We start from the raw sequence: 23085 nt of genomic DNA, 5'->3' as shown, positions 1-23085 counted from the left end.
TCAAGCGGGCATCGGCGCGTTCTGCAGAGAAATGAAGATGGTACCGCCTCCCCGGCTCGAACGGGGGACCTTCGGATCCACAATCCGACGCTCTAACCAACTGAGCTAAGGCGGCACGAGATGGACGCGCCCCTGCCGGGCGCGACCAGCCGTCTTTTACGGGCGACGACCCCCGCTCGTCAATGACGTGCCGAACCCGGCACGCCATCGGCTGGTGTCGCTGTTGAAGACCGATGGATCAGGCGCTCGCGCGCCACTGCTCCATGACCTTGCCGAGGTTCTGGGTGAACGGCTTCGCCGTCTCCTGCTGGAGCCGCGACGACAGCGTCTGGAACTCCTTGATGTTCGACTGCATCGTGTCGAACTGCTGGCGCATGAAGCTCGACTGGAGCTCGAGCGCCTCGGAGAACGTCTTCACCTTGAGCATCTTCTCGGCGAAGTCGAAATTGGCGTTCATCTGCGTCTTCGCGGAGATGAGTGCCTGGCGCTGGATCTCGCCGGCGTTCTTGTTCGCCGTCGTCAGCGCGTCCTCGACCGCGTCGGTGGCCTCCTCGGCGAGCGACTTGTAGGTGTCGTAGTTCGCCCTGGCCCGCGTCATGCCCTTCTCGGCGAAGTCGCGGAAGACGTTCGGCATGTCGAAGGCGTTCGTCGCGAAGACATCCGCCGCGCCCTTGAAGGTCTCGCTGGCCTCGCTCGCGGTCTGGGCCGTGCTCTCGGCCGCCTGCTTCGTCGTCTCGGCGGCGGTCGCCGTCGCGTCCTTGGCGGTCTGTTTCGTCTGCGTCGTGGTGGTCTTGTCCGTCATGGTGTCTGGACCTCCTGTTGCGTTTCGGCGCATCGGCGGATGCGCCGTGCGATCTTGGTCGCGCCCCCGCCCGACCCCTCATGCAGGGTCACGCTGGGGAAGATAGGGACATTTATTGTGCATCGCAACATGAGTTGCGCCGCAGCACTGGGCATGCGGCCCTGAGGTGCCGCGACGGCGCTGGGGGCCTTAACCGTTTCTTTGGCCGAAGAGTGCCCTTTCAGGCATTGCTGGACGGGTGCCGAGGCCGTTGCCTATATATGAGCGGTCCGGGACGGCCAGCGGCGTGGACGGTCCCGATTCGATCTCCAGGGGCCGGAGGTTTCATGCGCGGCATCATGCCGCACCTGTCGAGCAGCAACCGGAGTCGAATGTCGGTCGGCCTCGCCCTTGAAGACGTCCTGTCCGATCCGCGCCTGAAGGACATCGCGCTCGGCGACCAGCCGGCATGGGCCTGGGACGTGGCGAGTTCGCACGTCGTTTTCGCGAATGCGGGCGGCGTCGCTCTCCTCGGCTGCGGAACCCTCGCCGAGCTCCGGCACCGTGGTTTCGGACAGGACGATATCGTCGCGCAGCAGATCATTCGCCTGGCGGCCACGGTCCCGGCCGACGGTGGCGCGCGGATGGCGATGCTTCGCCTGCCGCCGGGTCCGCGGCCGATCCCGACCGCGTGCAGGTGCCGTCGGCTGACCGTGGCGGGGCGGGATCTCGTGCTCTTCGTCGCCGTGGGCGCGGGGGCGGATCAGAGGCCGCTCGCCGAGCGGCTGGGCATGCTCTTCGGTGGCATAGGGGGGCCCGTCCGGGTGCTGCGAGGCGAGGAGGAGTTCTATGCCGGTTCAGTGGCTGGTGCCGCCGGCGAGCCGGTCTCGCGCTTCGTCCTGCCGTCCTCCGAGGGCGATCTGACGGTCGAGGTCGCTGAGGCGGCCGGAGAGCCGGCCGGCGGCCCTCATGCGCTATCCCCCCTGCACGGGGCCTTCGACCCGTCCAAGGCGCCCGTCGTGACGGCCGAGGGCGTCGCCGAGCGGGGAGAGGGGGAGGCTCCGGAGCTTCCGGAGGACGAGGCGGAGCAGGCCGGGCCGGCGTCCGAACAAGCCGATTCGCCCGCTTCGCTCGACAACGGGGCAAGCGATGACGCCGCCGAACCGGAGCGTGAGGTGATCGCGGCAGAAGAGGCTTCGAAAGAGGTCGCGAACACGGCTCCTTCCTCCGGCGAGAGCCGTCCCAGGCGATTCACCTTCGAACTCGACGCGGCGGGCACGGTCGTCGAGGTGGGGCCGGCCCTGCGTGAGGTCGCGGGCGCCAGCGGAGCCGTCCAAGGGCGGAACTGGAGCGAGCTGGCGCAGGCGTACCGGCTCGACCCCGACGGGGAGATCTCCCGCCTGATGGACACGCGCGAGACGTGGAGCGGCATCGTCGTCGACTGGCCGCGCGAGTCCGGCGGATCGGTCGGTGTGCGCCTGTCGGCCCTGCCGAGATTTTCCGGCGACCGGCAGTTCGCCGGTTACCGCGGCTTCGGCGAGATCCTCGAGGCGGAGCCTGTCGCCGAAGCGGGGGAGCGGCCGGACGCGCCCCAGGCGGTCGACGAAGCCGAGGGCGAGCCGCGGGGTGAGGCCGCGGAGGTGCCGGAAGACCACGGCGCCGTCTTTGCCAACGTTCTGCGGCTGCACTCGACGCAAGCCCGCGAGCCCGTTCCGGACGTTCGGCTGAACGAGCGCGAGCGCAACGCCTTCCAGGCGATCGCCAGGGCGCTCGGCGCGAGATTGCCCTACGAGGCGTCCGAGGACGGCGAGGGCGGGGTCGAGCCGGCGCGGGAGGCTGCCCCGTCCCCGGATGTGGCGACGGCGGACGAGCCGGCTCCCGCGGCCCTGGCCGCAGAACCGGGAGATGAGCCGGGTGCTCCGCCCGGGCGGGCCGGGGAGCAAGCCGAGCGACCTGCCGCCGACCCGGCGCGGCTGACGCAGGAGCTTCTTGCGCGGGTCCCGTGGGGCCTGGCGGTCGTGCGCGACGAGCACGTGATCTACGCCAACCGGGCGTTCCTCCAGACGTTCGGCTTCACCGATCTCGACGATCTGGAGATCGCGGGCGGGCTGCCGGCGATCCTCGCCGGCCGTTCGGCGGAAGAGGCGGGCTCCGCCACCGTCCGCGCGCGCCGCCGCGACGGGACGATGCTGGATGTCGAGGCGCGTCTCTCGCGCGTCGACTGGGTGGACGGGCCGGCCATGCTCGTCTCCGTCCGCGCCGGCGAGCAGACGACGCCGCTCAAGGCCGAGATCGCGAAGCTGCGCAGCGTTCTCGAGCTCGCGGCAGACGGGATGCTGACGCTCGACAGAGGCTGGCGCGTCGCCGGGATGAACCGGGCGGCCGAGGACCTCGTCGGCGAACCAGAGACCGGCCTGACCGGGCGCCCCTTCCTCTCGCTCGTCGCGGCCGAAAGCCGCGCTGTCGCCGAAGACTATCTCGAGGCTCTCTTCGGCAGCAGGCCGGTGCTCGAGGAGGGCATCGAGATCGTCATCGAGGCGGAGACGGGCCCCGTGCCCGTGCATGTCCGTGGCGCTCTCGTGGAGGATGGCCGCTTCCCCCAGGTCTGCGTCATCCTGCGCGACCTCCGGCGGTGGAAGACGGCCGAGGCCGAGGCGCTGACGGCGCGCCGCCGCGCCGAACAGGCGAACGAGAAGAAGTCGGACTTCCTGGCGAAGATGAGCCACGAGATCCGCACCCCGCTCAACGCCATCATCGGCTTCGCCGAGGTGATGCTCGAGGAGCGGTTCGGCGCCCTGGAGAACGAGCGCTACCGCGACTATCTGAGCGACATCCGCGAGAGCGGCGAGCACATCATGAGCCTCATCAACGACCTCCTCGACCTCTCGAAGGTCGAGGCGGGGCGGATGGACCTCGCATTCACGGGGGTCAGGCTGGGCGAGATCGTGGAGCAGACGGTCGCCATCATGCAGCCGCAGGCGAACCGCCAGCGGGTGATCATCCGGACGAGCCTCGCCATGGACGTCCCGCAGGTCGTGGCGGACGCCAGGAGCCTGCGGCAGGTGATGATGAACCTCCTGTCGAACGGCATCAAGTTCACGCCTCCCGGAGGCCAGGTGATCGTCTCCTCCGTCGTCACGCCGGCCGGCGAGGTGGCGCTCCGCGTGCGCGACACGGGCGTGGGCATGACCGCCGAGGAGACGGAGCTGGCGCTCGAGCCGTTCCGCCAGGTCGGCGCGCGCAGCGAGAGCACCGTCAAGGGCTCGGGCCTCGGGCTGCCGCTGACGAAGGCGCTCGTCGAGGCGAACCGCGCGCGGTTCAGGATCGCGAGCGAGCCCGGGGAGGGCACCCTCGTCGAGATCACGTTTCCGAAGGCGCGCATAGTCGGCGCCTGACATCCCGTCGCGCAGCCCCGCGCGGACCAGCCTCAAGGCACTGCGGCGACATCGGAATCGGTCGTCCCGGCGATCGGCCTGCGCTGGATCTTTGAATGTTTCTAATGCGTTATTGCGGCGATTTCCAATCTTGACTTTTGTTTGCTGCTTATCCCATCGTGCCGGCGAACACGACGCGCACGACACCGCGTGAGAACAGGGAGAGCAGCATGCAACTGACGCAAACGCGCCGGCTCGGACAGGCGACGCGCGCCATCCTCGGGGGGCTTGTCCTCGCGGTCGGCTCCGCCGGGGCCGCCTCGGCGCAGGGCGAGGTCAACGTCTACACGACGCGCGAGCCGGGCCTGATCCAGCCGCTCCTCGACCGCTACACGGAGGAGACGGGCACCGAGGTCAACGTGCTCTTCGGCGGCGACGAGCTCGTCGAGCGCATCCAGGCCGAGGGCCGCAACACGCCGGCCGACCTTCTCATCACCGTCGACATCGGCACGCTGAAGCGGGCGAAGGACATGGGCATCACCCAGCCGATGGAGTCGGAGGAGGTTGCCCAGAACGTCCCCGAGAAGTACCGCGATCCCGAAGGACACTGGACCGCCCTCTCGCTCCGGGCGCGCGTCGTCTACGCGTCCCGCGAGCGCGTGGAGCAGGACGAGATCACCTATGACGAGCTGGCGGACCCGAAGTGGAAGGGGCGCATCTGCACCCGCACCGGCCAGCATCCCTACAATATCGGCCTCTTCGCCTCCGTCATCGCGCATGAGGGCGAGGACGCCGCGCGCGAGTGGCTCGAGGGCGTGAAGGAGAACCTCGCGCGCAAGCCCACCGGCAACGACCGCGCGGGAGCCAAGGGCATCTTCGCCGGCGAGTGCGACCTGGCGCTGGCCAACACCTATTACATGGGCCTGATGCAGACCAATCAGGACGAGCCCGAGCAGCAGGAATGGGCGAAGTCGATCAAGGTCCTCTTCCCGAAGTCCGACGACCGCGGCACGCATGTCAACGTGTCGGGCGCCGTCCTCGTGGCGAACGCGCCGCATGCCGAGGAGGCCCGCAAGCTCCTCGCCTTCCTGACCTCCGACGAGGCGCAGCAGCTCTACGCGGAAACGAACCACGAGTACCCGGTGAAGGAGGGCGTCGAGGTCTCCGAGACCGTCGGCTCGTGGGGCGAGCTCGAGGCCGACGACCTGCCGCTGGTCGAGATCGGTGAGCTGCGCGCGCGGGCGAGCGAGCTCGTCGACGAGGTCGGCTTCGACGAGGGCCCTAGCTCCTGACCGCATCGGCGAATATCGGGGACGCGACGGCGGAGGAATCTCCGCCGTCTGCGCTTGGGCGGGCCGTGCTCACGTGGCGGCGCAGGGGGAGGGGCGAGAAGATCGCCGTCGTCCTCTGCTCCCTCGTCGCCATCGTGGCGCTGATGCCGCTCATCTCGATCACGGTCATCGCCCTGCGCGGCGATTGGACGGTGTGGCCGCATCTCGTCCGCACGGTCCTCATCGACTCGACCCGCGTCACGGGGCTCCTGATGCTCGGCGTGGGCCTCACGACCGCCGTGATCGGCCTGGCGACGGCGTGGCTCGTGACGATGCACGACTTCCCCGGCCGGCGGCTCTTCGACTGGATGCTGCTCCTGCCGCTCGCGGTGCCGACCTACGTGGCCGCCTACACCTATGTCGAGATCCTCGACTATCTCGGCCCCGTGCAGAGCATGATCCGCTCGCTCTTCGGCTTCACCTCCTCGCGCGACTACTGGTTCCCGGAGATACGCTCGCTCGGCGGCGCCATCGCCCTGATGTCGCTCGTGCTCTACCCCTATGTCTACCTCGCGGCCCGGGCGAGCTTCCTGATGCAGTCGGCCTCCGTGCTCGACGTCAGCCGGGCGCTGGGGCGCGGACCGGTGGCGACCTTCTGGCACGTCGCGCTGCCTCTCGCGCGCCCGTCCGCCGTCGTCGGGGTGACGCTCGCGCTGATGGAGTGCCTGAACGACATCGGCGCGATGCAGTTTCTCGGCGTCCGCACCCTCACCGTGTCCGTCTACGCGACCTGGACGAACCGCGCCAATCTCGGCGGCGCCGCCCAGATCGCCTGCGCGATGCTGCTCGTCGTCTTCGTCCTCCTGGTGATCGAGCGCCACGGCCGGCGCGCCCAGCGTTTCCACGATCACGGCACGCGCGCCCGTCCCGCGCGCATCCTGCCGCTGCGTGGCGGCAAGGCGGCTCTGGCGGCGCTCGCCTGCGCGCTGCCGGTCTTCCTCGGCTTCGTCGCGCCCGCCCTCTATCTCGCCGACGCGGCCATCGCCGAGCTGCCCCGCACGAACCTCACAGCCTATGCGGACTTCGCGCGCAACAGCTTCGTCCTGTCGGTGATCGCGGCCTTCGTGGCGGTGGTCACGGCGGTCACCGTCACCTACGCCGTCCGCCTCACCGGCTCGGGCACGGTGAGGCTCGCCGGCCGTCTCGCCGGCATCGGCTACGCCGTGCCGGGCACGGTGCTCGCCGTCGGCATCCTCGTGCCGCTCGCCGCCTTCGACAACGCGGTCGACGGGGCCATGCGCACGACCTTCGGCATCGCGACCGGGCTTCTCCTGACAGGCTCGGGGGCAGCCCTCGTCTACGCCTACACGACGAGGTTCTTCGCGGTGTCGCACGGCGCCATAGAGGCCGGTCTCGGCCGCATCTCGCCGCATCTCGACATGGCGGCGCGCTCGCTCGGCCGCACCCCGCTCGCGACGCTGCGGGAGGTGCACCTGCCCCTGATGCGGCCGGCCCTGGCGACGGCGGGGCTCCTCGTCTTCGTCGATTCGATGAAGGAGCTGCCGGCCACGCTCCTGCTGCGCCCGTTCAACTTCGAGACGCTGGCGACGACCGTCTACAGCTATGCGTCGATGGAGATGGTCGACAAGGGCGCTCTCGGCGCCCTCGTCATCGTCGGGGTCGGCGTGGTGCCGGTGATCCTGCTCGCCAGGACCTCGCGCACCACCCGGCAGGTGACGGCGGAGGGCCTGGCTCCCGCGCCTTGAGCGTCAGCTCCGCAGCGCCTCGAGGTCGCGGTAGAGATCGAGCGCCTGCGGGTTCGCCAGCGCCTCCTGGTTCTTCACCTCGCGGCCGTGCACGACGTCTCGCACGGCGAGCTCGGTGATCTTGCCCGACTTCGTGCGCGGGATGTCGTCGACGGCGACGATCCTGGCGGGCACGTGGCGCGGGCTCGCGCCGGTGCGGATCTTCTGCTTGATCGCGTCGACCAATGCCTCGTCGAGGCTGGCGCCCTCCGCGAGCCGGACGAAGAGCACGATGCGCACGTCGCCCTGCCACTCCTGGCCTATGGCGATCGACTCGAGGATCTCGGGCAGCTGCTCGACCTGGGCATAGATTTCCGCCGTGCCGATGCGGACGCCGCCGGGGTTGAGCGTCGCATCGGAGCGGCCGTGGATGACGATGCCGCCATGCCCGGTCCATTCCGCGAAGTCGCCGTGGCACCACACGTTCTCGAAGCGCTCGAAATAGGCCCCGCGATACTTGGCGCCGTCGGGATCGTTCCAGAACATGATCGGCATCGTCGGGAAGGGCTTCGTGCAGACGAGCTCGCCCTTCACGCCGGGCGGGCACGGCTTGCCGCTCTCGTCCCAGACGTCCACCGCCATGCCGAGGCCGGGTCCCTGGATCTCGCCGCGCCAGACGGGCTCGATCGGGTTGCCGAGGACGAAGCACGAGACGAGATCGGTGCCGCCGGAGATCGACGCGAGCTGCACGTCGGGCTTCACCGAGGCGTAGACGTAGTCGTAGCCTTCGGGTGCGAGCGGCGAGCCCGTCGAGGCGATGAGCCTCAGCGCCTCCAGGTCGTGCGTCTTCGCCGGCTCGAGGGCCGCCTTCCGGGCGGCGTCGATGAACTTGGCCGACGTTCCGAAGAGGCTGATGCGCTCCGCCTCCGCATAGTCGAACAGCACCTTCGGCTCCGGGTGCATCGGCGAGCCGTCATAGAGCACGAGCGTCGCCTCGGAGGCCGGGGCCGAGACGAGCCAGTTCCACATCATCCAGCCGAGCGTGGTGAAGTAGAAGACGCGGTCGCCAGGCCTCACGTCGCAGTGCAGCCGGTGCTCCTTCAGGTGCTGCAGGAGCGCGCCGCCTTGGCCATGCACGATGCACTTCGGCACGCCCGTCGTGCCGCTCGAGAACAGGATGTAGAGAGGGTGCGTGAAGGGCAGCCGCGTGTAGCCGACCTCGCGCGCTTCGAACGGCGAGAGTGCGGTGGAGAGGGGCAGGGCGCCGGGCAGCGTCTCCGCGACGGCCTCGGCCTCGCCGAGATACGGCACGACGATCACCTGTTCCACGCTCGGCAACTGCCGCACGATCGACTGCAGCCTGTCGCGAATGTCGATTCGCTTGCCGGCATACCAGTAGCCGTCGCAGACGATCAGGATCTTCGGCTCGATCTGGCCGAAGCGATCGAGGACGCCCCGCTCTCCGAAATCGGGTGAGCAGGACGACCACACGGCCCCGATCGAGGAGGCGGCGTAGAAGGCGGCGACCGCCTCCGGCATGTTCGGCAGGATCGCCGCCACCCGGTCGCCCGGCTCCACGCCGTGGGCGCGGTACGACTGCTGCAGCCGCGACACGAGGGCCGAGAGATCGTCCCAGCTCATCCTCCGCTCGGCCTTGTCCTCCCCACGGAACACGATCGCCTCGTGAGCGCCCGTCCGCCGCAGCATGTTCTCCGCATAGTTGAGGCTCGCCTCGGGGAAGAACGAGGCCCCCGGCATCCGCTCGGGATGCGCGAGGATGGCCTGGCCCTTCTCGCCCTTCACCTCGCAGAAGTCCCACAGCAGCGACCAGAAGTCGGCGGGGTTCGCCACGGAATAGCCGTGGAGGGCCCTGTAATCTCCGATGTCCTCCCCGGCGTGTGCGGAGACGAGGTCCATGAAGCGTGAGATGGCGGCCTGGCTGGCGAGCCCGACGGGCGGAGTCCAGAGAGGCGTCTCGGTCATGAAGGGGCTCTCCTTGCGGTATGTCCCCTTCTGCCACACGTCGAACTCGGCCGCCAAGCGCGCTTCATTTGACGCGGGTGAGGGTGGCGCTGTACCAGACTGGGAATGGAGCGCCCATACGCCTTGCGTTCGTCGGCCGCGACGCGCCGGAGGCGGCCGGTGAGTTCTGTGCCCGGGCGCCGCGGAGCCGCGCGACGGCGTGGCGTGCTCGTCATCGACGTCCCGCTGAACGGGCGTGCTGCCCGTGATACCGGGTGCTCCCCGGTGAGCACCCTCCCGATGCCGCTATGAGGTGGGGCCGGATGGCGCTGTTGAGAAGGCTGATCTTCGCCTCGTTCGGAGCGGCGTTCGTGCTCGCCGTCCTGCTGGCCGTCGTCAGCGTCCTCGTCTCGCCGGAGGCCGTGCGTGCGCGGGTCGTCGGCCAGGCCGCTGAACTGACGGGCCTCGAGACGGTGGTGCGGGGCAGGACGCGGCTCAGCCTGTTTCCCCATCTGCGTTTCGAGCTCGACGACGTCGCCTTCCTGGGGAAGGGAGGCGGCCAGCCGATCGCCACCGCGGACCGCCTGGTCGGCGAGTTCGACGCGTGGAAGCTGCTGACGGGCCGCCTCTCCCTCGACACCTTCACGCTGGTGCGGCCGCGTGTCGCTCTGGTGCGTGCGGAAGACGGCACCGGCAACTGGGAAGCAGGTGCCGGAGGTCTCCTGGGAAGGGCCGCTCGGGGCTCCGAGGAGGCGGCGGAGGCCTCGCGTGGCGCGCGCATCGGCAGGTTGCGGATCGAGGACGGCAGGCTCGCCTATCACGACGAAGGGAGCGGCCTCCGGGAGGAGATGTCCGCCCTCAGCGGCAAGATCGTGTGGCCCCGTCTCGGTCGTGCCCTCGAGAGCCGGTTGTCCGGGGTCTGGCGGGGCGAGATCTTCAACGGAGAGTTCTCCGTCGCCGAGCCGCTGCGCCTGCTGCGCAAGGATCCTTCGGACATCGGCGTCAGGCTCGACGGTGCCGGCACGAAGCTCGTCTTTGACGGCCAGGCGAGCCTCGTGGGCGATCTGCTCCTGGACGGCACGGTCGACCTGACCTCCGCGTCGCTGCGCAATGCGCTCAAGCTCATGGGAAGGAGCCCCGATCCGGGACCGGGTCTGAACGAGATCGCGCTGCGCGGTCGGCTTCATCTCATCGGGGGCTCCGCATCGCTCTCGGATGCGGAGGTCATGCTCGACGGCAATCGCGGGGAGGGGACGCTCGAGCTCGCCCTCGGGTCCGACCTGCCCATGGTGCGCGGCACGCTCGCCTACGAGACGGTCGACCTGAACGAGTATCGGCGGGGAGACGTCGCGTCCCTTGACGGTGACCGCGAAACCGCCTTCGCGCTCCACGCCGACCTCATACCCGACTTCGTGGACGCACTCGCTTTCGATGTCCGCATATCGGCGGCGCGGGTGCTGCTCGGCGAGACGGCGCTCGGGCGGACGGCAGCCACGCTCACCTCCCGCCGGCAGGCCCTGATGCTCGGCGTCGGAGAGACGGAGGTGTTCGGAGGCATCGGCGCCGGGACATTGAACCTGACGACGATCGGCGGCGATCCGAAATGGGACTTTGTCATCGCGCTCGACGACATGGAGGTGCAGCCGCTTCTCCTGTCCCTCGGTGCTTTCGACGCGCTCCGCGGGCGCGGCAGCTTTCGGTTCAACGGCAATGCCGAGGGAGCGACGGCCGGCGAAATCCTCCAGTCGCTTCGGGGCCGCGGGGCTTTGAAGCTCGTGGACGGCAGCGTCAGTCTCTTCGATGCCGGCGACCTCGCCGAAGCCCTGCGGTCCGGTCGGGCCGACGCGCTCGTGCGGGCGGGGGACGGCACGACGAGCTTCCGGGCGCTCTCGATTCCCTTCACCGTCTCCCATGGCGTCGTCTCGACCGAGGAGTTGCGTCTCGACGCGGGAGAGGTGGAGTTGGAAGGCGCCGGCGTCATGTCGCTACCTCAGGCGACGCTCGACGCGCGCGCGGTCGCGAGGCTACTCGAGGCAGAGGCTGACGACGCCGCGATCGCCGAGCTCCCTCTGGTCATTCGCGGCAAGGTCTCCTCGCCGCGGATCTACCCGTCTGCGGACTGGCTCCTCGAGCAGGTCGTGCCGCGGGCCGCAGCCGACCCGATCGCCTTCGATGCAGGGGCGCTCAGGGGCCGTGTCGGCGGTGTGGCGTCCGGAGAGCGCCTGCCCCTGCGCCTGCGCGCCGTCCCGCGCTAGCGGTTGGCCGCGGCCATGCGTTCGGCCCGCTGCCGCTCGGCCTCCTGGCGCTTCGTGATGACCGAGGCGACGAGCACCCCCACCGCCACCACGCCGACGAGGATCGTGCAGACCGCGTTGATCTCCGGCGTGACGCCGAGCCGGACGGCGCTGTAGATGCGCATCGGCAGCGTCGTCGCGCCGGGCCCCGTCGTGAAGCTCGCGATCACGAGATCGTCGAGCGACAGGGTGAAGGCGAGCATCCAGGCCGCGATGATCGCCGGCATGATGATCGGCAGGGTGATGAGGAAGAACGCCTTGGCCGGCGGGCAGCCGAGATCCATGGCCGCCTCCTCGAGCGAGCGGTCGAAGGTGACGAGCCGGGACTGCACGACGACCGCGGCGAAGCACATCGAGAAGGTGATGTGGGCGATCGTGACGGTCCAGAAGCCGCGGTCGAAGTTGATCGCGACGAACAGGAGCAGCAGCGACAGGCCCGTGATGACCTCGGGCATGACGAGCGGCGCGTAGACCATGCCCGAGAACAGCGTGCGGCCGTGGAACCGCCCCTGGCGGACGAGCACGAGCGCGGCGAGCGTGCCGAGGACGGTTGCGACGCTCGCCGAGATGAAGGCGACGCGCAGCGTCACCCAGGCCGCGTCGAGCAGCTGCTGGTTCTGCAGCAGCGCCGAGTACCAGCGCGTCGACCAGCCCGCCCAGACCGCCACGTTGCGGCCGGCGTTGAACGAATAGATCACCAGGAGCACGATCGGCAGATAGAGGAACGAGAAGCCGATCAGCAGCGACACGATGTTGAACCAGGAGGGCCCCCGTCTCACGAGTTCTTCTCCTGCTGGCGCTGCTGCATGTTCTGGAAGATCATGATCGGGATCACCAGGATCAGGAGCAGGATCACCGCCACGGCGGAGGAGAGCGGCCAGTCGCGGTTGTTGAAGAACTCCGCCCACAGCGTGCGCCCGATCATCAGCGTCTGGGAGCCGCCGAGGAGGTCCGGGATCACGAACTCGCCGACCGCGGGGATGAAGACGAGGAAGCACCCCGCGACGATGCCCGGCAGCGAGAGCGGCACCGTGATCACCCAGAAGGTCTTCGGCGGCGGGCAGCCGAGGTCGTTGGCCGCCTCGAGCAGGCTCTCGTCCATGCGCTCGAGCGAGGCGTAGAGCGGCAGGACCATGAAGGGCAGGTAGGAATAGACGATGCCGATATAGACGGCGATATTCGTCGACAGGATCGTCAGCGGCGCGTCGATGATGCCGGTGGACATGAGGAAGTTGTTGAGCAGCCCCTCGCGCGACAGGATGCCGATCCAAGCGTAGACGCGGATCAGGAAGCTCGTCCAGAACGGCAGGATCACGAGCATCAGGAGCGTCGGCCGCCAGGCCCGCGGCGAGCGCGCCATGCCGTAGGCGATCGGGTAGCCGATCATCAGGACGAGCAGCGTCGAGATCCCCGCGATCTGCAGGCTCGACAGGTAGGACAGCACGTAGAGGCGGTCGGAAAAGAGGAAGGCGTAGTTCTCGAAGGAGAGCTGGCGCACGCTGTCCATCAGCCCCGAGATGCCGCCGACGAGGTCGAAGGTCGGCATGTAGGGCGGTATCGCCAGCGTCACCTGCGACAGCGAGATCTTGAAGACGATCAGGAACGGCAGGAGGAAGAAGACGAGCAGCCAGGCGTAGGGCAGGAGCCGCACGATGAGGCGGCCGGCACGACTGGTGGAGAACCCGTTCATCGCCGCCTCCTACCGCGTCAGCACGACGCCCGCGTCCCGCGGCCACGAGAGCCAGACGCGGTCGTCCCAGGTGATCGGCCGCTCGACGAGCCGCGTCAGGTTCGTCACGGACGACTTCACGATCTCGCCGGAGTCGAGCTTCACGTGGTAGATCGAGATGTCGCCGAGATAGGCGACGTCCCACACCTCGCCGGGCACGCAGTTGACGCTCGTGTCTTCGGGCTGGTCGAGCGAGATGCGCATCTTCTCCGGGCGGATCGACAGCCAGGCCGTCTCGCCAGGCTCCGCCCGGTGGTCGCCCGCGGTCGCGACGATCCTCGTCGCCCACTTGTCGCTCGTCAGTTCGAACCGGTCGTCCTCGGCCGTCACCACCGTCGCCTCGAGGAAGTTCACGTCGCCGATGAAGCCCGCCACGTAGCGCGAGCCCGGCGTCTCGTAGATCACGGCCGGGGTCGAGACCTGCACGAGCCGCCCCTCGTTCATGACGGCGATGCGGTCGGAGACGGTCATCGCCTCCTCCTGGTCGTGCGTCACGATCACGAAGGTGAGGCCGAGCTCCATCTGCAGGTCCATGAGCTCGAACTGCGTCTCGCCCCTCAGCTTCTTGTCGAGGGCGCCGAGCGGCTCGTCGAGCAGGAGCACCTTGGGCCGCTTGGCGAGCGAGCGGGCAAGCGCGACGCGCTGGCGCTGGCCGCCCGAGAGCTGGTCCGGCCTGCGCCTGGCAAAGGCCTCGAGCTTCACGAGCTTCAGCATCTCCGCCACGCGGTCGGCGATCTCGCCCTTCGGCATCCTGTCCTGCTTCAGGCCGAAGGCGATGTTCTTCTCCACGCTCATGTGCGGAAACAGCGCGTAGGACTGGAACATCATGTTCACCGGCCGGCGGTGCGGCGGCACGTCGGTGATGTCGTGCCCGTCGAGGAAGACGCGGCCCTCGCTCGGCTTCTCGAAGCCCGCGAGCATGCGCAGGAGGGTCGTCTTGCCGCAGCCGGAGGGGCCGAGCAGCGCGAAGAACTCGCGCTCGTAGATGTCGAGGCTCAGATCGTCGACGGCCGTGAACTCGCCGAAGCGCTTGGTGATGTTGTCGAAGCGTATGAACGCCTTCGCATCCGGGTCTTCCCAGGGTGCGAAACTGCGCTTGACCGGTCCCGTCGCCATCCGTCAGCCCCCGTCTGGCCCCAGCGTCGAAAGTGGGAAGCCCGGGAAGCCTCCGCCTCCCGGGCCGTCAGATTGTGAAGGGGGTTCAGGTGCCCGACTTCACCTGCGTCCAGGCGCGCGTGAGCACGCGCTGCGAGCGCGGGTCGTAGGGGCTCACGGTGTAGAGCCGCTCGAGCGCCTCGTCGTCGGGATAGATCGCCGGGTCGTTCAGGATCTCCTCGTCGATGAACTCCTGTGCGCCTTCGCTGCCGCTCGCGTAGAAGATGTAGTTGGTGTTCTTCGCGGCGACCTCCGGCTTCATCATGAAGTTGATGAAGGCATGCGCCGCCTCCGGATGCGGCGCGTCCTTCGGAATGGCGAAGCTGTCGAACCACATCAGCGCGCCTTCCTTCGGGATCGAGTACTCGACCGTCACGCCGCTCCCGGCCTCCTCGGCGCGATCGCGCGCCTGCAGCACGTCGCCCGACCAGCCGACGGCCATGCAGATGTCGCCGTTCGCGAGGGCGTTGATGTACTCCGAGGAGTGGAACTTCTGCACGTACGGACGGATCTTCAGCAGGAGCTCCTTGGCGGCCTCGATGTCCTCGTCGCTCTTGGAGTCGGGGTCGCGGCCGAGATAGTTGAGGGCGGCGGGCACCAGCTCGTCGGCGGCGTCGAGAAGATGGATGCCGCAGTCGGCGAATTTCGAGACGATCTCCTCGTCGAAGATCATGTCCCAGGAATCGACGGGCGCGTCAGCCATGCGCTCGTTGATCTTGTCGACGTTGTAGCCGATCCCCGTCGTGCCCCACATGTAGTTGACGGCGTGCTCGTTCTCGGGGTCGAAACGGGCGATGCGTTCGGAGATGCGGTCCCACTGATGCTCGAGGTTCGGCAGCTTCGACTTGTCGAGCTCCTGGAAGACACCCGCCTGGATCTGCCGTGCGAGGAAGGTTCCCGTCGGCACCACCACGTCGTAGTTCGTGCCGCCAGCCAGCAGCTTGGTCTCCAGAATGTCGTTGGAGTCGAAGACGTCGTAGACGACGCGGATGCCGGTTTCTTGGGTGAACTCCTGAAGCACCTCCTCGTCGATATAGTCCGACCAGTTGTAGACGTTCACGACGTTTTCCTGCGCCACGGCACCCGTGGTGCCGATCGCCGCCGTCATGGCTGCGACCAGGGCGAGACGAGAGATCATGCGGTACTCCTTCCGGCTGTTGGCTGGGCTCACTCTGTTCGGTCCTCTCGGGTGGGGCGTCGATGCGCCTCTTGGCGGGCGCTCCGCGTGCAACGCACCAAATCACAGATAGGTCTCGTGCTCCAGACGCGAGATGCGCTCGTCGAAGACGGCCTGCTCGGCCTTCTTCAGCTCCGTGAAGAGGTGGCGGAAGCGCGCCCCGAAGGCGTGGATGATGAAGCTCGAGGCTTCGAAGGCCTCGACGGCCTCTTCCATGTAGTCCGTCAGCTCCGCCCCCTGACCGTCCCCCTCATAGGCGTTGCCTTCCACGGCGGCCGGTGGGTCGAGCTTCTCCTCCATGCCGTGGAGCATGCCCGACAGGACGGCCGCGAGCACGAGGTAGGGGTTGGCGTCGGCCCCGGCGATGCGGTGCTCGAGCCGGTTCGCCTCCGGCTTCGAGATCGGCACGCGAACCGCGACCGAGCGGTTGTTGGATCCCCATGTCACCCGGGTCGGCGCGTAGCTGCCGGGGGCGAGCCTGCGAAAGCCGTTGAACGTGTTGATGAAAAGGGCGAGGCAGTCCGGCATCGTGGCGAGGGTGCCGGCGATCGCGGACCGAAGGGCGCGCTCCCCCTCCTCGCCGCGCCCGAAGACGTTGAGGCCGTCCGCGCCGGTGAGGCTCACATGGACGTGCATGCCGTTGCCCGGCCATTCCTGGAAGGGCTTGGCCATGAACGAGGCTCGCAGGCCGTGCCGTCGTGCGACCCCGCCGATCATGCGCCTGAGGAGCAGCGCGTCGTCGGCTGCCGCCATCGCGTCGGCGCGGTGAACGAGGTTCACCTCGAACTGCCCCGGTCCCGCTTCCGAGATGATCGTGTCGATGGGTATGTTCTGAGCGGCCGCCGCCTCGCGAAGGCTCGCGAAGAAGTCCTCCTGGGAGGAAAGCTCCGCGATCGAGTACATGCGCTGCCGCTCCGGCCCGCCGCGTCCATGACTGACGGGGAGGGGGCTCGCCTGCGCCTCCGTCTCGAATCCGGGGCGGAGCAGGTAGAACTCGAGCTCGAAGGCCACGACAGGGTTCAGGTTCTTCTCCCGGAAGCGCTCGAGCACCGAGGCGAGACGGTGGCGGGGATCGGCGAAGAACGGCGTGCCGTCGGGCTCGTGCATCGTCATCAGCACCTGCGCCGTCGGCCGGCGTGCCCAGGTGACGGGCAGGAGCGAGCCGGGCACGCCGTAACAATTGCCGTCACGGTCGCCCGTCTCGATGTGCAGCCCCGTCTCCGGGACCTCCCGGCCCCAAACGTCGAGGCCGAACAGGGAAAGCGGCAGTTGCACGCCGCCGTCGAACACCTTCGAAAGCGTGCTCGGAGGCGCCCACTTGCCGCGGATCACCCCGTTCGTGTCCGTCAGCAGCATCTCCACCGTCTCCACGTCTGGCTGGAGCGTCAGGAGCCGTTCGACCTCGCGCTCGGCCGGGATGAGCTGCGGGCTCGTGGAAACTGTCGACATCTCCGGCCGTTGCCTCGTTTTGACGGTTTGTCTAAGCTTCGAATTGTGATCACGCTTCCCGGAGGGCTGTCAACTTGGGCCAGACGGAGCCGGCCGAAGCACTGCGCCAGACCGCGCACGACCGGGTATACCGCGAGCTTCGCGCGCGCCTCATCGGCGGGCGGATGGCGCCGGGGCGCAGCGTGACGCTTCGGGGGCTGGCCGCTGAGCTGGGCGTCAGCCCGATGCCGGTCCGTGAGGCGGTCGGCAGGCTCGTCGCGGAGCGCGCGCTGGAGATGAAGGCGAACCGGCGCGTCTCGGTCCCGGAGATGACGCCTCGGGACATCGCGGAGCTCGTCTTCGCTCGGGAGGCGCTGGAGCCGGAGGCGGCGCGGCGCGCTCTCGCTGGAATCGACCGGAAGGCGGTCGCGCGGCTCCGGCGCACGGACGACGAACTGGAGCAGCACTTGCAGCTCGGAAACGTCGAGGGTTATGTCGCGGCCAACCATGCCTTCCATTTCACGATCTACAGGGCCTGCGGCTCGGCTGTTCTGGTGCCCCTCATCGAGAGCCTCTGGCTGCGCATCGGCCCCTTCATGCGGGTCGTCTACGGTCGGATCGGCACGAACTGGGTCGTGGACCACCACGAGGCGGCCATTCGCGCCATCGAGGGTGGCGATGCGGAGGCGCTGGCGCTCGCCATCCGCGACGACATCCGCGAGGGGATGGGCCTGATGACCGGCGGCTCGCTCCAGGCGGATGCCCCGGAGACCGGGCAGGGGGAGGCGGCATTGACTCGGGGTGGATTGTGATCACAAAATCTCCTCTCACACGAGCAGGCGGAGGATCGGGCGCCCGCGAACGGGGGGCGCCGGGCGGTGGCATGGCAACGAGACGGGTCGAAAAGCGCGCAGTCGAATCGCTGCGTGGAGTGAGGACCGCCGACGAGGCGCGCGCCTGGATGGCGGCACGCCGGGTCGAGGAGGTCGAGTGCCTCGTTCCGGATGTCGCCGGCGTGCCGCGTGGCAAGCTGATGCCGGCCGGCAAGTTCCTCGACGGTGCGGCGATGACCATGCCGGGCTCGATCTTCTTCCAGACCATATCGGGCGACTATCCCGACCTGACGGGGATCGACGTCATCGATCCCGCCGACGGCGATCTCGTCTTCGTGCCCGACTATTCCACGCTGTGCCTTACCCCGTGGGAGCAGGACCCTACGGCGCAGATCATTCATGATGCTGTCCACCGCGACGGGCGGCCGGTCGAGTTGTCGCCGCGCCACGTGCTTCGCCGGGTCATCTCCTTCTTCGAGGAGCAGGGCTGGCATCCGGTGGTGGCTCCGGAGATAGAATTCTACCTCGTCAAGCCGAACACCGACCCCGACTACCCCCTCGAGCCGCCGGTCGGGCGGTCGGGCCGCGCCGAGTTCGGGCGCTCCTCCTACTCGATCACCGCGATGAACGAGTTCGACCCGCTCTTCGACGACATCTACTCCTTCACGGCGGACCAGGGCCTCGAGATCGAGACGCTCATCCACGAGGAGGGCGCGGCGCAGATGGAGATCAACCTGCGCCACGGCGACGCGCTCGACCTCGCCGACCAGGTCTTCATGTTCAAGCGCACGATCCGCGAGGCGGCGCTGCGCCACGACATCTATGCGACCTTCATGGCCAAGCCGATCGCCCGCGAGCCCGGCAGCGCCATGCACATCCACCAGTCGATCGTCGACGCGAAGGGCGAGAACATCTTCTCCGGCCCGGACGGCGAGGCGACGGACACCTTCTACAGCTATATCGCGGGGCTTCAGACGTACCTGCCGGCCGTCATGGCGATGATGGCGCCGCACGTGAATTCCTACCGCCGGCTCCTGCGCTACACGGCCGCGCCGATCAACATCCAGTGGGGGCATGACAACCGGACCGTCGGCATCCGCGTGCCCTATTCCTCGCCGGCAGCGCGGCGGATCGAGAACCGCGTGCCGTCGTCGGACGCCAACCCCTATCTCGCGATCGCGGCGTCGCTCGCCTGCGGCTGGCTCGGCATCAAGGAAGGGTTGAAGCCGACAGAGCCCATCGAGGGGAGTGCCCGGCATCTGCCATACGACCTGCCGCGCGGCCTGCTCGAGGCGGTGGCGCTCTTCGAGGAGTGCGAGCCGCTGGCCGAGCTCTTCGGCGAGGGCTTCGTGAAGGTCTTCTCGCGGATCAAGCAGGAGGAGTTCGAGACCTTCATGCGGGTGATCAGCCCGTGGGAGCGCGAATACCTGCTGATGAACGTGTGAGCTCTCGCGGCTCGGATTTGCATTGGATGCGGCGGCGGGAGCGGCGACGGCCCGTGCCATGGCGGGAGGAGTTGGTGCGATGAGCTTCGAAAGCTGGCTCGCCTTCGTGGCGGCCTCGACGGTTCTGATGCTGATACCGGGTCCGACGGTGATGATGCTCGTCGGCTACGGCCTCGCGCGCGGCCGCCGCTCCGTCCTGTTCGCCATGCCCGGGGTGGCGCTCGGCAACCTCGTGTGCATTCTCGGCGCCCTGCTCGGGCTCGGCGCCCTCCTGGCCACGTCCGCAGTGCTCTTCACGATTCTGAAGTGGGTCGGCGCGGCCTACCTCCTGTGGCTCGGCATCAAGCTGTGGCGGGAGCGTCCCGGGGGCTTCGAGGCCGAGGCGGTCGACGCGCATGACGGCCGGCGCATGTTCGTCCACGCCTTCGCCGTCACCGCGCTCAACCCGAAGACGATCGCCTTCTTCCTGGCGTTCCTGCCGCAGTTCATCGACCGCGGCGCGCCGTTTGCGCCGCAGGTCGTCGTGCTCGCCGCGACGTTCGTGGCCATGTCTGCCGTCTTCGACACGACCTACGGCCTCGCGGCCGGCTCGGCACGCGAGCTCGTCGGCCGGCGCGGCCTGAGGCGGCTCGCCAACCGGATCGGCGGCACCGCCCTCATCGGCGCTAGCGTCGCCACCGTGACGCTGCGCCACAACTGACTTCACCCGACGCTTTCCCGGAGTAGGTAGGTAGATGCTAGAGACCCTCCGCCGCCAGTCCACCGCCGATTACCAGCGCGCGGACGCCGCGCACCATCTGCATCCCTTCACCGACTATAAGTCGCTTAAGGCCGAGGGCAGCCGCGTCATGGTGCGCGGCGAGGGCGTCTGGCTGTGGGACTTCGACGGCAAGAAATATCTCGACGGCATGGCCGGGCTCTGGTGCTCGCAGATCGGCCACGGCCGCCGCGAGATCGCCGACGCGGTGCACCGGCAGATGTGCGAGCTAGAGTTCTACAACACCTTCTTCAAGACGACGCATCCCGGCGCGGTCGAGCTCGCCGAGCAGCTCGCCATGATGACGCCCGAGGGGCTGAACCACGTCTTCTTCACGGGGTCGGGCTCGGAGGCGAACGACACGGTCTACCGCCTCGTGCGCCACTACTGGGCGCTGATGGGCCGGCCCGAGAAGAAGGTCATCATCGGCCGCCGCCTCGGCTATCACGGCTCGACCGTCGCGGCCTCCGCGATGGGCGGCATGGGCGGCATGCACACACAGGGCGGCATGCTGCCCGATGTCCACCACATCGAGCCGCCCTACTGGTTCGACCTCGGCGGCGATATGTCGAAGGAGGAGTTCGGCAAGAAGGCCGCAATCTGGCTCGCCGAGGCGATCGCGGAGATTGGCGAGGAGAACGTCGCGGCCTTCATCGCCGAGCCGATCCAGGGCGCCGGCGGTGTGATCATCCCGCCCGACACCTACTGGCCCGAGGTCAAGAAGATCCTCGCCGGCAAGGACATCCTCTTCGTCGCCGACGAGGTCATCTCGGGCTTCGGCCGCACCGGCGAGTGGTTCGCTTCCGACCATTACGGCCTGAAGCCCGACCTCATGCCTATCGCGAAGGGGCTCTCCTCCGGCTACCTGCCGATCGGCGGCGTGATGGTCTCCGACAAGGTCGCCGACGTCGTCGCCGAGGGCGGCGAGTTCTTCCATGGCTTCACCTATTCCGCCCACCCCGCCTCCTGCGCCGCGGCGCTCGCGAACCTGAAGATCATGCGCGAGGAGCGTGTGGTCGAGCGCGTGAAGGAGGATATCGGTCCCTATCTCCAGGAGCGTTGGCGGGCGCTCGGCGAGCATCCCCTCGTCGGCGAGGCGCGGATGCTGGGCCTCGTCGGCGCGCTCGAGCTCGTGCCCGCGAAGCCCGGCCGCAGCGAGCGCTTCGCCAACACCGGCGAGGTCGGCACGCTGTGCCGTGACATCTCCTTCGGCAACGGCCTCATCATGCGGGCGGTGCGCGACGGCATGATCATCGCGCCGCCGCTCGTCATCTCCCACGACGAGGTCGACCAACTCGTCGCGCTCGCCCGGAAGACGCTCGACGACACGCTCGCCGAGCTGAGGCGCCGCGGCCTGATGGGCTGAGGGCGGCCCGCCGATGATGTCGTCCGACACAGCCGACCATCCCGCAGGCTCCTACTACGCCGCGACGATGGGGGAGGCGCCGGCCTTCCCCGTGCTCGACGACGACGCCCGGGCCGACGTCGCGATCCTCGGCGGCGGCTATACCGGCCTGTCGGCGGCGCTGCACCTGGCGGAGAAGGGCCTCGACGTCGTTCTCCTCGAGCAGAACCGGGTGGGGTGGGGCGCATCCGGCCGCAACGGCGGGCAGATCCACACCGGCCAGCGGCGCGACGTCGACTGGCTCGAGGCCCGCTTCGGCTACGACCGCGCGCGCAGGCTCTGGGAGATGGCGGAATCGGCCGTCTACCTGGTCCGCGACCTGATAGGCCGGCACGGCATCGACTGCGACCTTCGCGAGGGCCTCTTCCACGTGATGCACAAGGGCCGCTACGTGGAGGATGCCCGCCGCCACGTCGAGGTGATGCGCGACCACTACAATTACGAGCGGCTCGAATGGTGGGAGCGCGAGCGGCTGGCGGAGGCCTTGTCGACGCCGGTCTATTTCGGCGGCTGGCGGGACGCGTGCGGCGGCCACCTCCACCCGCTCCGCTTCGCGCAGGGCCTCGCCCGTGCCGCGGCGAAGGCCGGGGCGCGGCTCTGCGAGAACACGAAGGTCACAGCCATCCCCCCGGACGGCGCCCCCCGCCTCGTCACGGAGCGGGGCACCGTGACGGCCGACACGATCCTCGTCGCGGGCAACGGATATCTCGCCGGCCTCGATCCCGATCTCGAGGCGCGGGTCATGCCGATCAACAACTTCGTCCTGGCGACCGAGCAGATCGGGGCCGGTCGCCCCGGCGGGCTCATCCCGGGCGGCGAGGCGATCTCCGACTCGCGCTTCGTCGTGCACTACTGGCGCCCGACGGCGGACGGGCGGCTCCTCTTCGGCGGCGGCGAGACCTACACGCACCGGCCGCCGAGCGACGTCGCATCCTTCGTGAAGAAGCACATGCTGAAAATCTACCCGCAGCTCAAGGACGTGAAGGTCACCCATGCCTGGGGCGGCACGCTCGCCGTCACCGTCAACCGGCTGCCCTATCTCAGGCGCCTGAGGACGGGCGTCTACGCCTCGTGCGGCTATTCGGGGCAGGGCGTCACGATCGCCCCCTATGCGGGCAAGATCATCGCCGAGGCGATCGCCGACAGGCCGGCGGAGTTCGACGAGATGGCCCGCTTCCCCTGTCCCCCGTTTCCGGGCGGCAAATGGCTGCGCGCCCCGAGCCTCGCCGCCGCGATGAGCTGGTTCGCGCTCAGGGACAGGCTCTAGCGCCGCTTGCCGGGCGTTCCGAGGGGCGCATATACGCCGCGTATCTACAGTCGGAGTGCCGGCGATGAGCGAGAGCGGGACGGCGAAGCTCTTCATCCACGGGGGAAGCCAGGCGGTGCGCCTGCCGAAGGAGTTCCGCCTGCCGGGCCGCGAAGTCCGCGTGATCCGGGTCGGACGCGGCGTGCTGCTCGAGCCGGTCGCGCCTACGGCTGACGATGTGCGCGCCGTGTTCGCCCGGATCGACAGCCTGGGCGGCGAGTTTCTGCCCGAGGGGCGGCCTCAGCAGCCGCCGATGCCGCCCGACGACGAAACCTCCTTCGACCGATGATCTCCCTCGACACCAATGTCGTCATTGCGGCTGTGAAGGAAAAACCACGGGATGTGCGGCCTCTCGTGACCGCCGACCCCCGCGAGTTCGAGCGGGTGCCGGGGCTCCGGCTCGAGAACTGGCTCGCCGCCTGA

The 23085-nt window shown here is 68.7% G+C and carries 18 protein-coding genes and 1 tRNA gene; 11 read left to right on the top strand and 8 right to left on the bottom strand.

Features of this window, described 5'->3' with window-relative positions:
* Window positions 1-38: 38 nt before the first annotated feature.
* Together N177_RS14180 and N177_RS14175 are read right to left on the bottom strand one after the other, a co-directional pair.
* A tRNA-His gene (locus tag N177_RS14180) sits at window positions 39-115 on the bottom strand.
* A gap of 123 nt (window positions 116-238) precedes the next feature.
* Entirely contained in the window at window positions 239-802 is a 564-nt protein-coding gene (locus tag N177_RS14175; RefSeq protein ID WP_023433053.1) for a phasin, read from the bottom strand.
* A gap of 326 nt (window positions 803-1128) precedes the next feature.
* On the opposite strand from N177_RS14175, the gene N177_RS14170 reads away from it, so the two are divergent.
* From N177_RS14170 to N177_RS14160, 3 genes are all read left to right on the top strand, one after another.
* Window positions 1129-4176 (top strand): PAS domain-containing sensor histidine kinase, encoded by a 3048-nt coding sequence (locus N177_RS14170; RefSeq protein ID WP_023433052.1) that lies wholly within the window; start codon window positions 1129-1131, stop codon window positions 4174-4176.
* Window positions 4177-4385: 209 nt separating this feature from the next.
* The gene (locus N177_RS14165; protein WP_023433051.1) at window positions 4386-5447 is read left to right on the top strand and encodes a Fe(3+) ABC transporter substrate-binding protein; all 1062 of its coding nucleotides are present in this window, start codon (window positions 4386-4388) and stop codon (window positions 5445-5447) included.
* A 65-nt stretch (window positions 5448-5512) separates the two neighbouring features.
* The gene (locus N177_RS14160; RefSeq protein WP_023433050.1) at window positions 5513-7192 is read left to right on the top strand and encodes an ABC transporter permease; all 1680 of its coding nucleotides are present in this window, start codon (window positions 5513-5515) and stop codon (window positions 7190-7192) included.
* A 3-nt stretch (window positions 7193-7195) separates the two neighbouring features.
* Here the strand turns inward: N177_RS14160 and N177_RS14155 are convergent, their stop codons facing one another.
* Window positions 7196-9154, bottom strand: a complete 1959-nt coding sequence (locus N177_RS14155) for an acetoacetate--CoA ligase (RefSeq protein WP_023433049.1) — start codon at window positions 9152-9154, stop codon at window positions 7196-7198.
* 302 nt (window positions 9155-9456) lie between these two features.
* Here N177_RS14155 and N177_RS14150 point away from each other — a divergent pair, with 302 nt between their 5' ends.
* A complete protein-coding gene (locus N177_RS14150) occupies window positions 9457-11388 on the top strand; it encodes an AsmA family protein (protein WP_023433047.1) in 1932 nt (643 codons plus the stop codon).
* Here N177_RS14150 and N177_RS14145 read toward each other — a convergent pair.
* The 5 genes from N177_RS14145 to N177_RS14125 all read right to left on the bottom strand — a co-directional run bounded on the left by N177_RS14145 (window position 11385) and on the right by N177_RS14125 (window position 16937).
* The gene (locus N177_RS14145) at window positions 11385-12206 is read right to left on the bottom strand and encodes an ABC transporter permease (RefSeq protein ID WP_023433046.1); all 822 of its coding nucleotides are present in this window, start codon (window positions 12204-12206) and stop codon (window positions 11385-11387) included. The genes N177_RS14150 and N177_RS14145 overlap by 4 nt on opposite strands.
* Window positions 12203-13117 carry an ABC transporter permease subunit gene (locus tag N177_RS14140; protein WP_023433045.1) on the bottom strand — a complete coding sequence of 305 codons (915 nt, stop codon included), beginning with the start codon at window positions 13115-13117 and terminating at the stop codon, window positions 12203-12205. The genes N177_RS14145 and N177_RS14140 overlap by 4 nt, the downstream gene beginning before the upstream one ends.
* Before the next feature lie 9 nt (window positions 13118-13126).
* Window positions 13127-14272, bottom strand: coding sequence for an ABC transporter ATP-binding protein (locus N177_RS14135; protein WP_023433044.1), 1146 nt, complete (start codon window positions 14270-14272; stop codon window positions 13127-13129).
* An 85-nt stretch (window positions 14273-14357) separates the two neighbouring features.
* On the bottom strand, window positions 14358-15446 hold the full coding sequence (locus tag N177_RS14130; RefSeq protein WP_200863412.1) for a polyamine ABC transporter substrate-binding protein: 1089 nt from the start codon (window positions 15444-15446) through the stop codon (window positions 14358-14360).
* Between the two features lie 105 nt (window positions 15447-15551).
* Window positions 15552-16937 (bottom strand): glutamine synthetase family protein, encoded by a 1386-nt coding sequence (locus tag N177_RS14125; RefSeq protein ID WP_023433042.1) that lies wholly within the window; start codon window positions 16935-16937, stop codon window positions 15552-15554.
* Between the two features lie 74 nt (window positions 16938-17011).
* On the opposite strand from N177_RS14125, the gene N177_RS14120 reads away from it, so the two are divergent.
* The 7 genes from N177_RS14120 (at window position 17012) to N177_RS21705 (ending at window position 23085) form a co-directional block, all read left to right on the top strand.
* On the top strand, window positions 17012-17728 hold the full coding sequence (locus tag N177_RS14120; protein WP_023433041.1) for a GntR family transcriptional regulator: 717 nt from the start codon (window positions 17012-17014) through the stop codon (window positions 17726-17728).
* 71 nt (window positions 17729-17799) lie between these two features.
* A complete protein-coding gene (locus tag N177_RS14115; RefSeq protein WP_040485865.1) occupies window positions 17800-19194 on the top strand; it encodes a glutamine synthetase family protein in 1395 nt (464 codons plus the stop codon).
* 79 nt (window positions 19195-19273) lie between these two features.
* Window positions 19274-19894, top strand: coding sequence for a LysE family translocator (locus tag N177_RS14110; RefSeq protein ID WP_023433039.1), 621 nt, complete (start codon window positions 19274-19276; stop codon window positions 19892-19894).
* A gap of 34 nt (window positions 19895-19928) precedes the next feature.
* Window positions 19929-21317 (top strand): aspartate aminotransferase family protein, encoded by a 1389-nt coding sequence (locus N177_RS14105; protein ID WP_023433038.1) that lies wholly within the window; start codon window positions 19929-19931, stop codon window positions 21315-21317.
* A gap of 16 nt (window positions 21318-21333) precedes the next feature.
* The gene (locus N177_RS14100; RefSeq protein WP_051402405.1) at window positions 21334-22623 is read left to right on the top strand and encodes an NAD(P)/FAD-dependent oxidoreductase; all 1290 of its coding nucleotides are present in this window, start codon (window positions 21334-21336) and stop codon (window positions 22621-22623) included.
* Between the two features lie 64 nt (window positions 22624-22687).
* Window positions 22688-22951 carry an antitoxin gene (locus N177_RS14095; RefSeq protein WP_040485864.1) on the top strand — a complete coding sequence of 88 codons (264 nt, stop codon included), beginning with the start codon at window positions 22688-22690 and terminating at the stop codon, window positions 22949-22951.
* Entirely contained in the window at window positions 22948-23085 is a 138-nt protein-coding gene (locus N177_RS21705; protein WP_023433035.1) for a hypothetical protein, read from the top strand. The genes N177_RS14095 and N177_RS21705 overlap by 4 nt, the downstream gene beginning before the upstream one ends.

The organism is Lutibaculum baratangense AMV1, from assembly GCF_000496075.1.
Taxonomy (GTDB): domain Bacteria; phylum Pseudomonadota; class Alphaproteobacteria; order Rhizobiales; family Tepidamorphaceae; genus Lutibaculum; species Lutibaculum baratangense.
The sequence above is the reverse complement of the archived record's forward strand: the minus strand, read 5'-3'. Positions and strand labels throughout refer to the sequence as shown.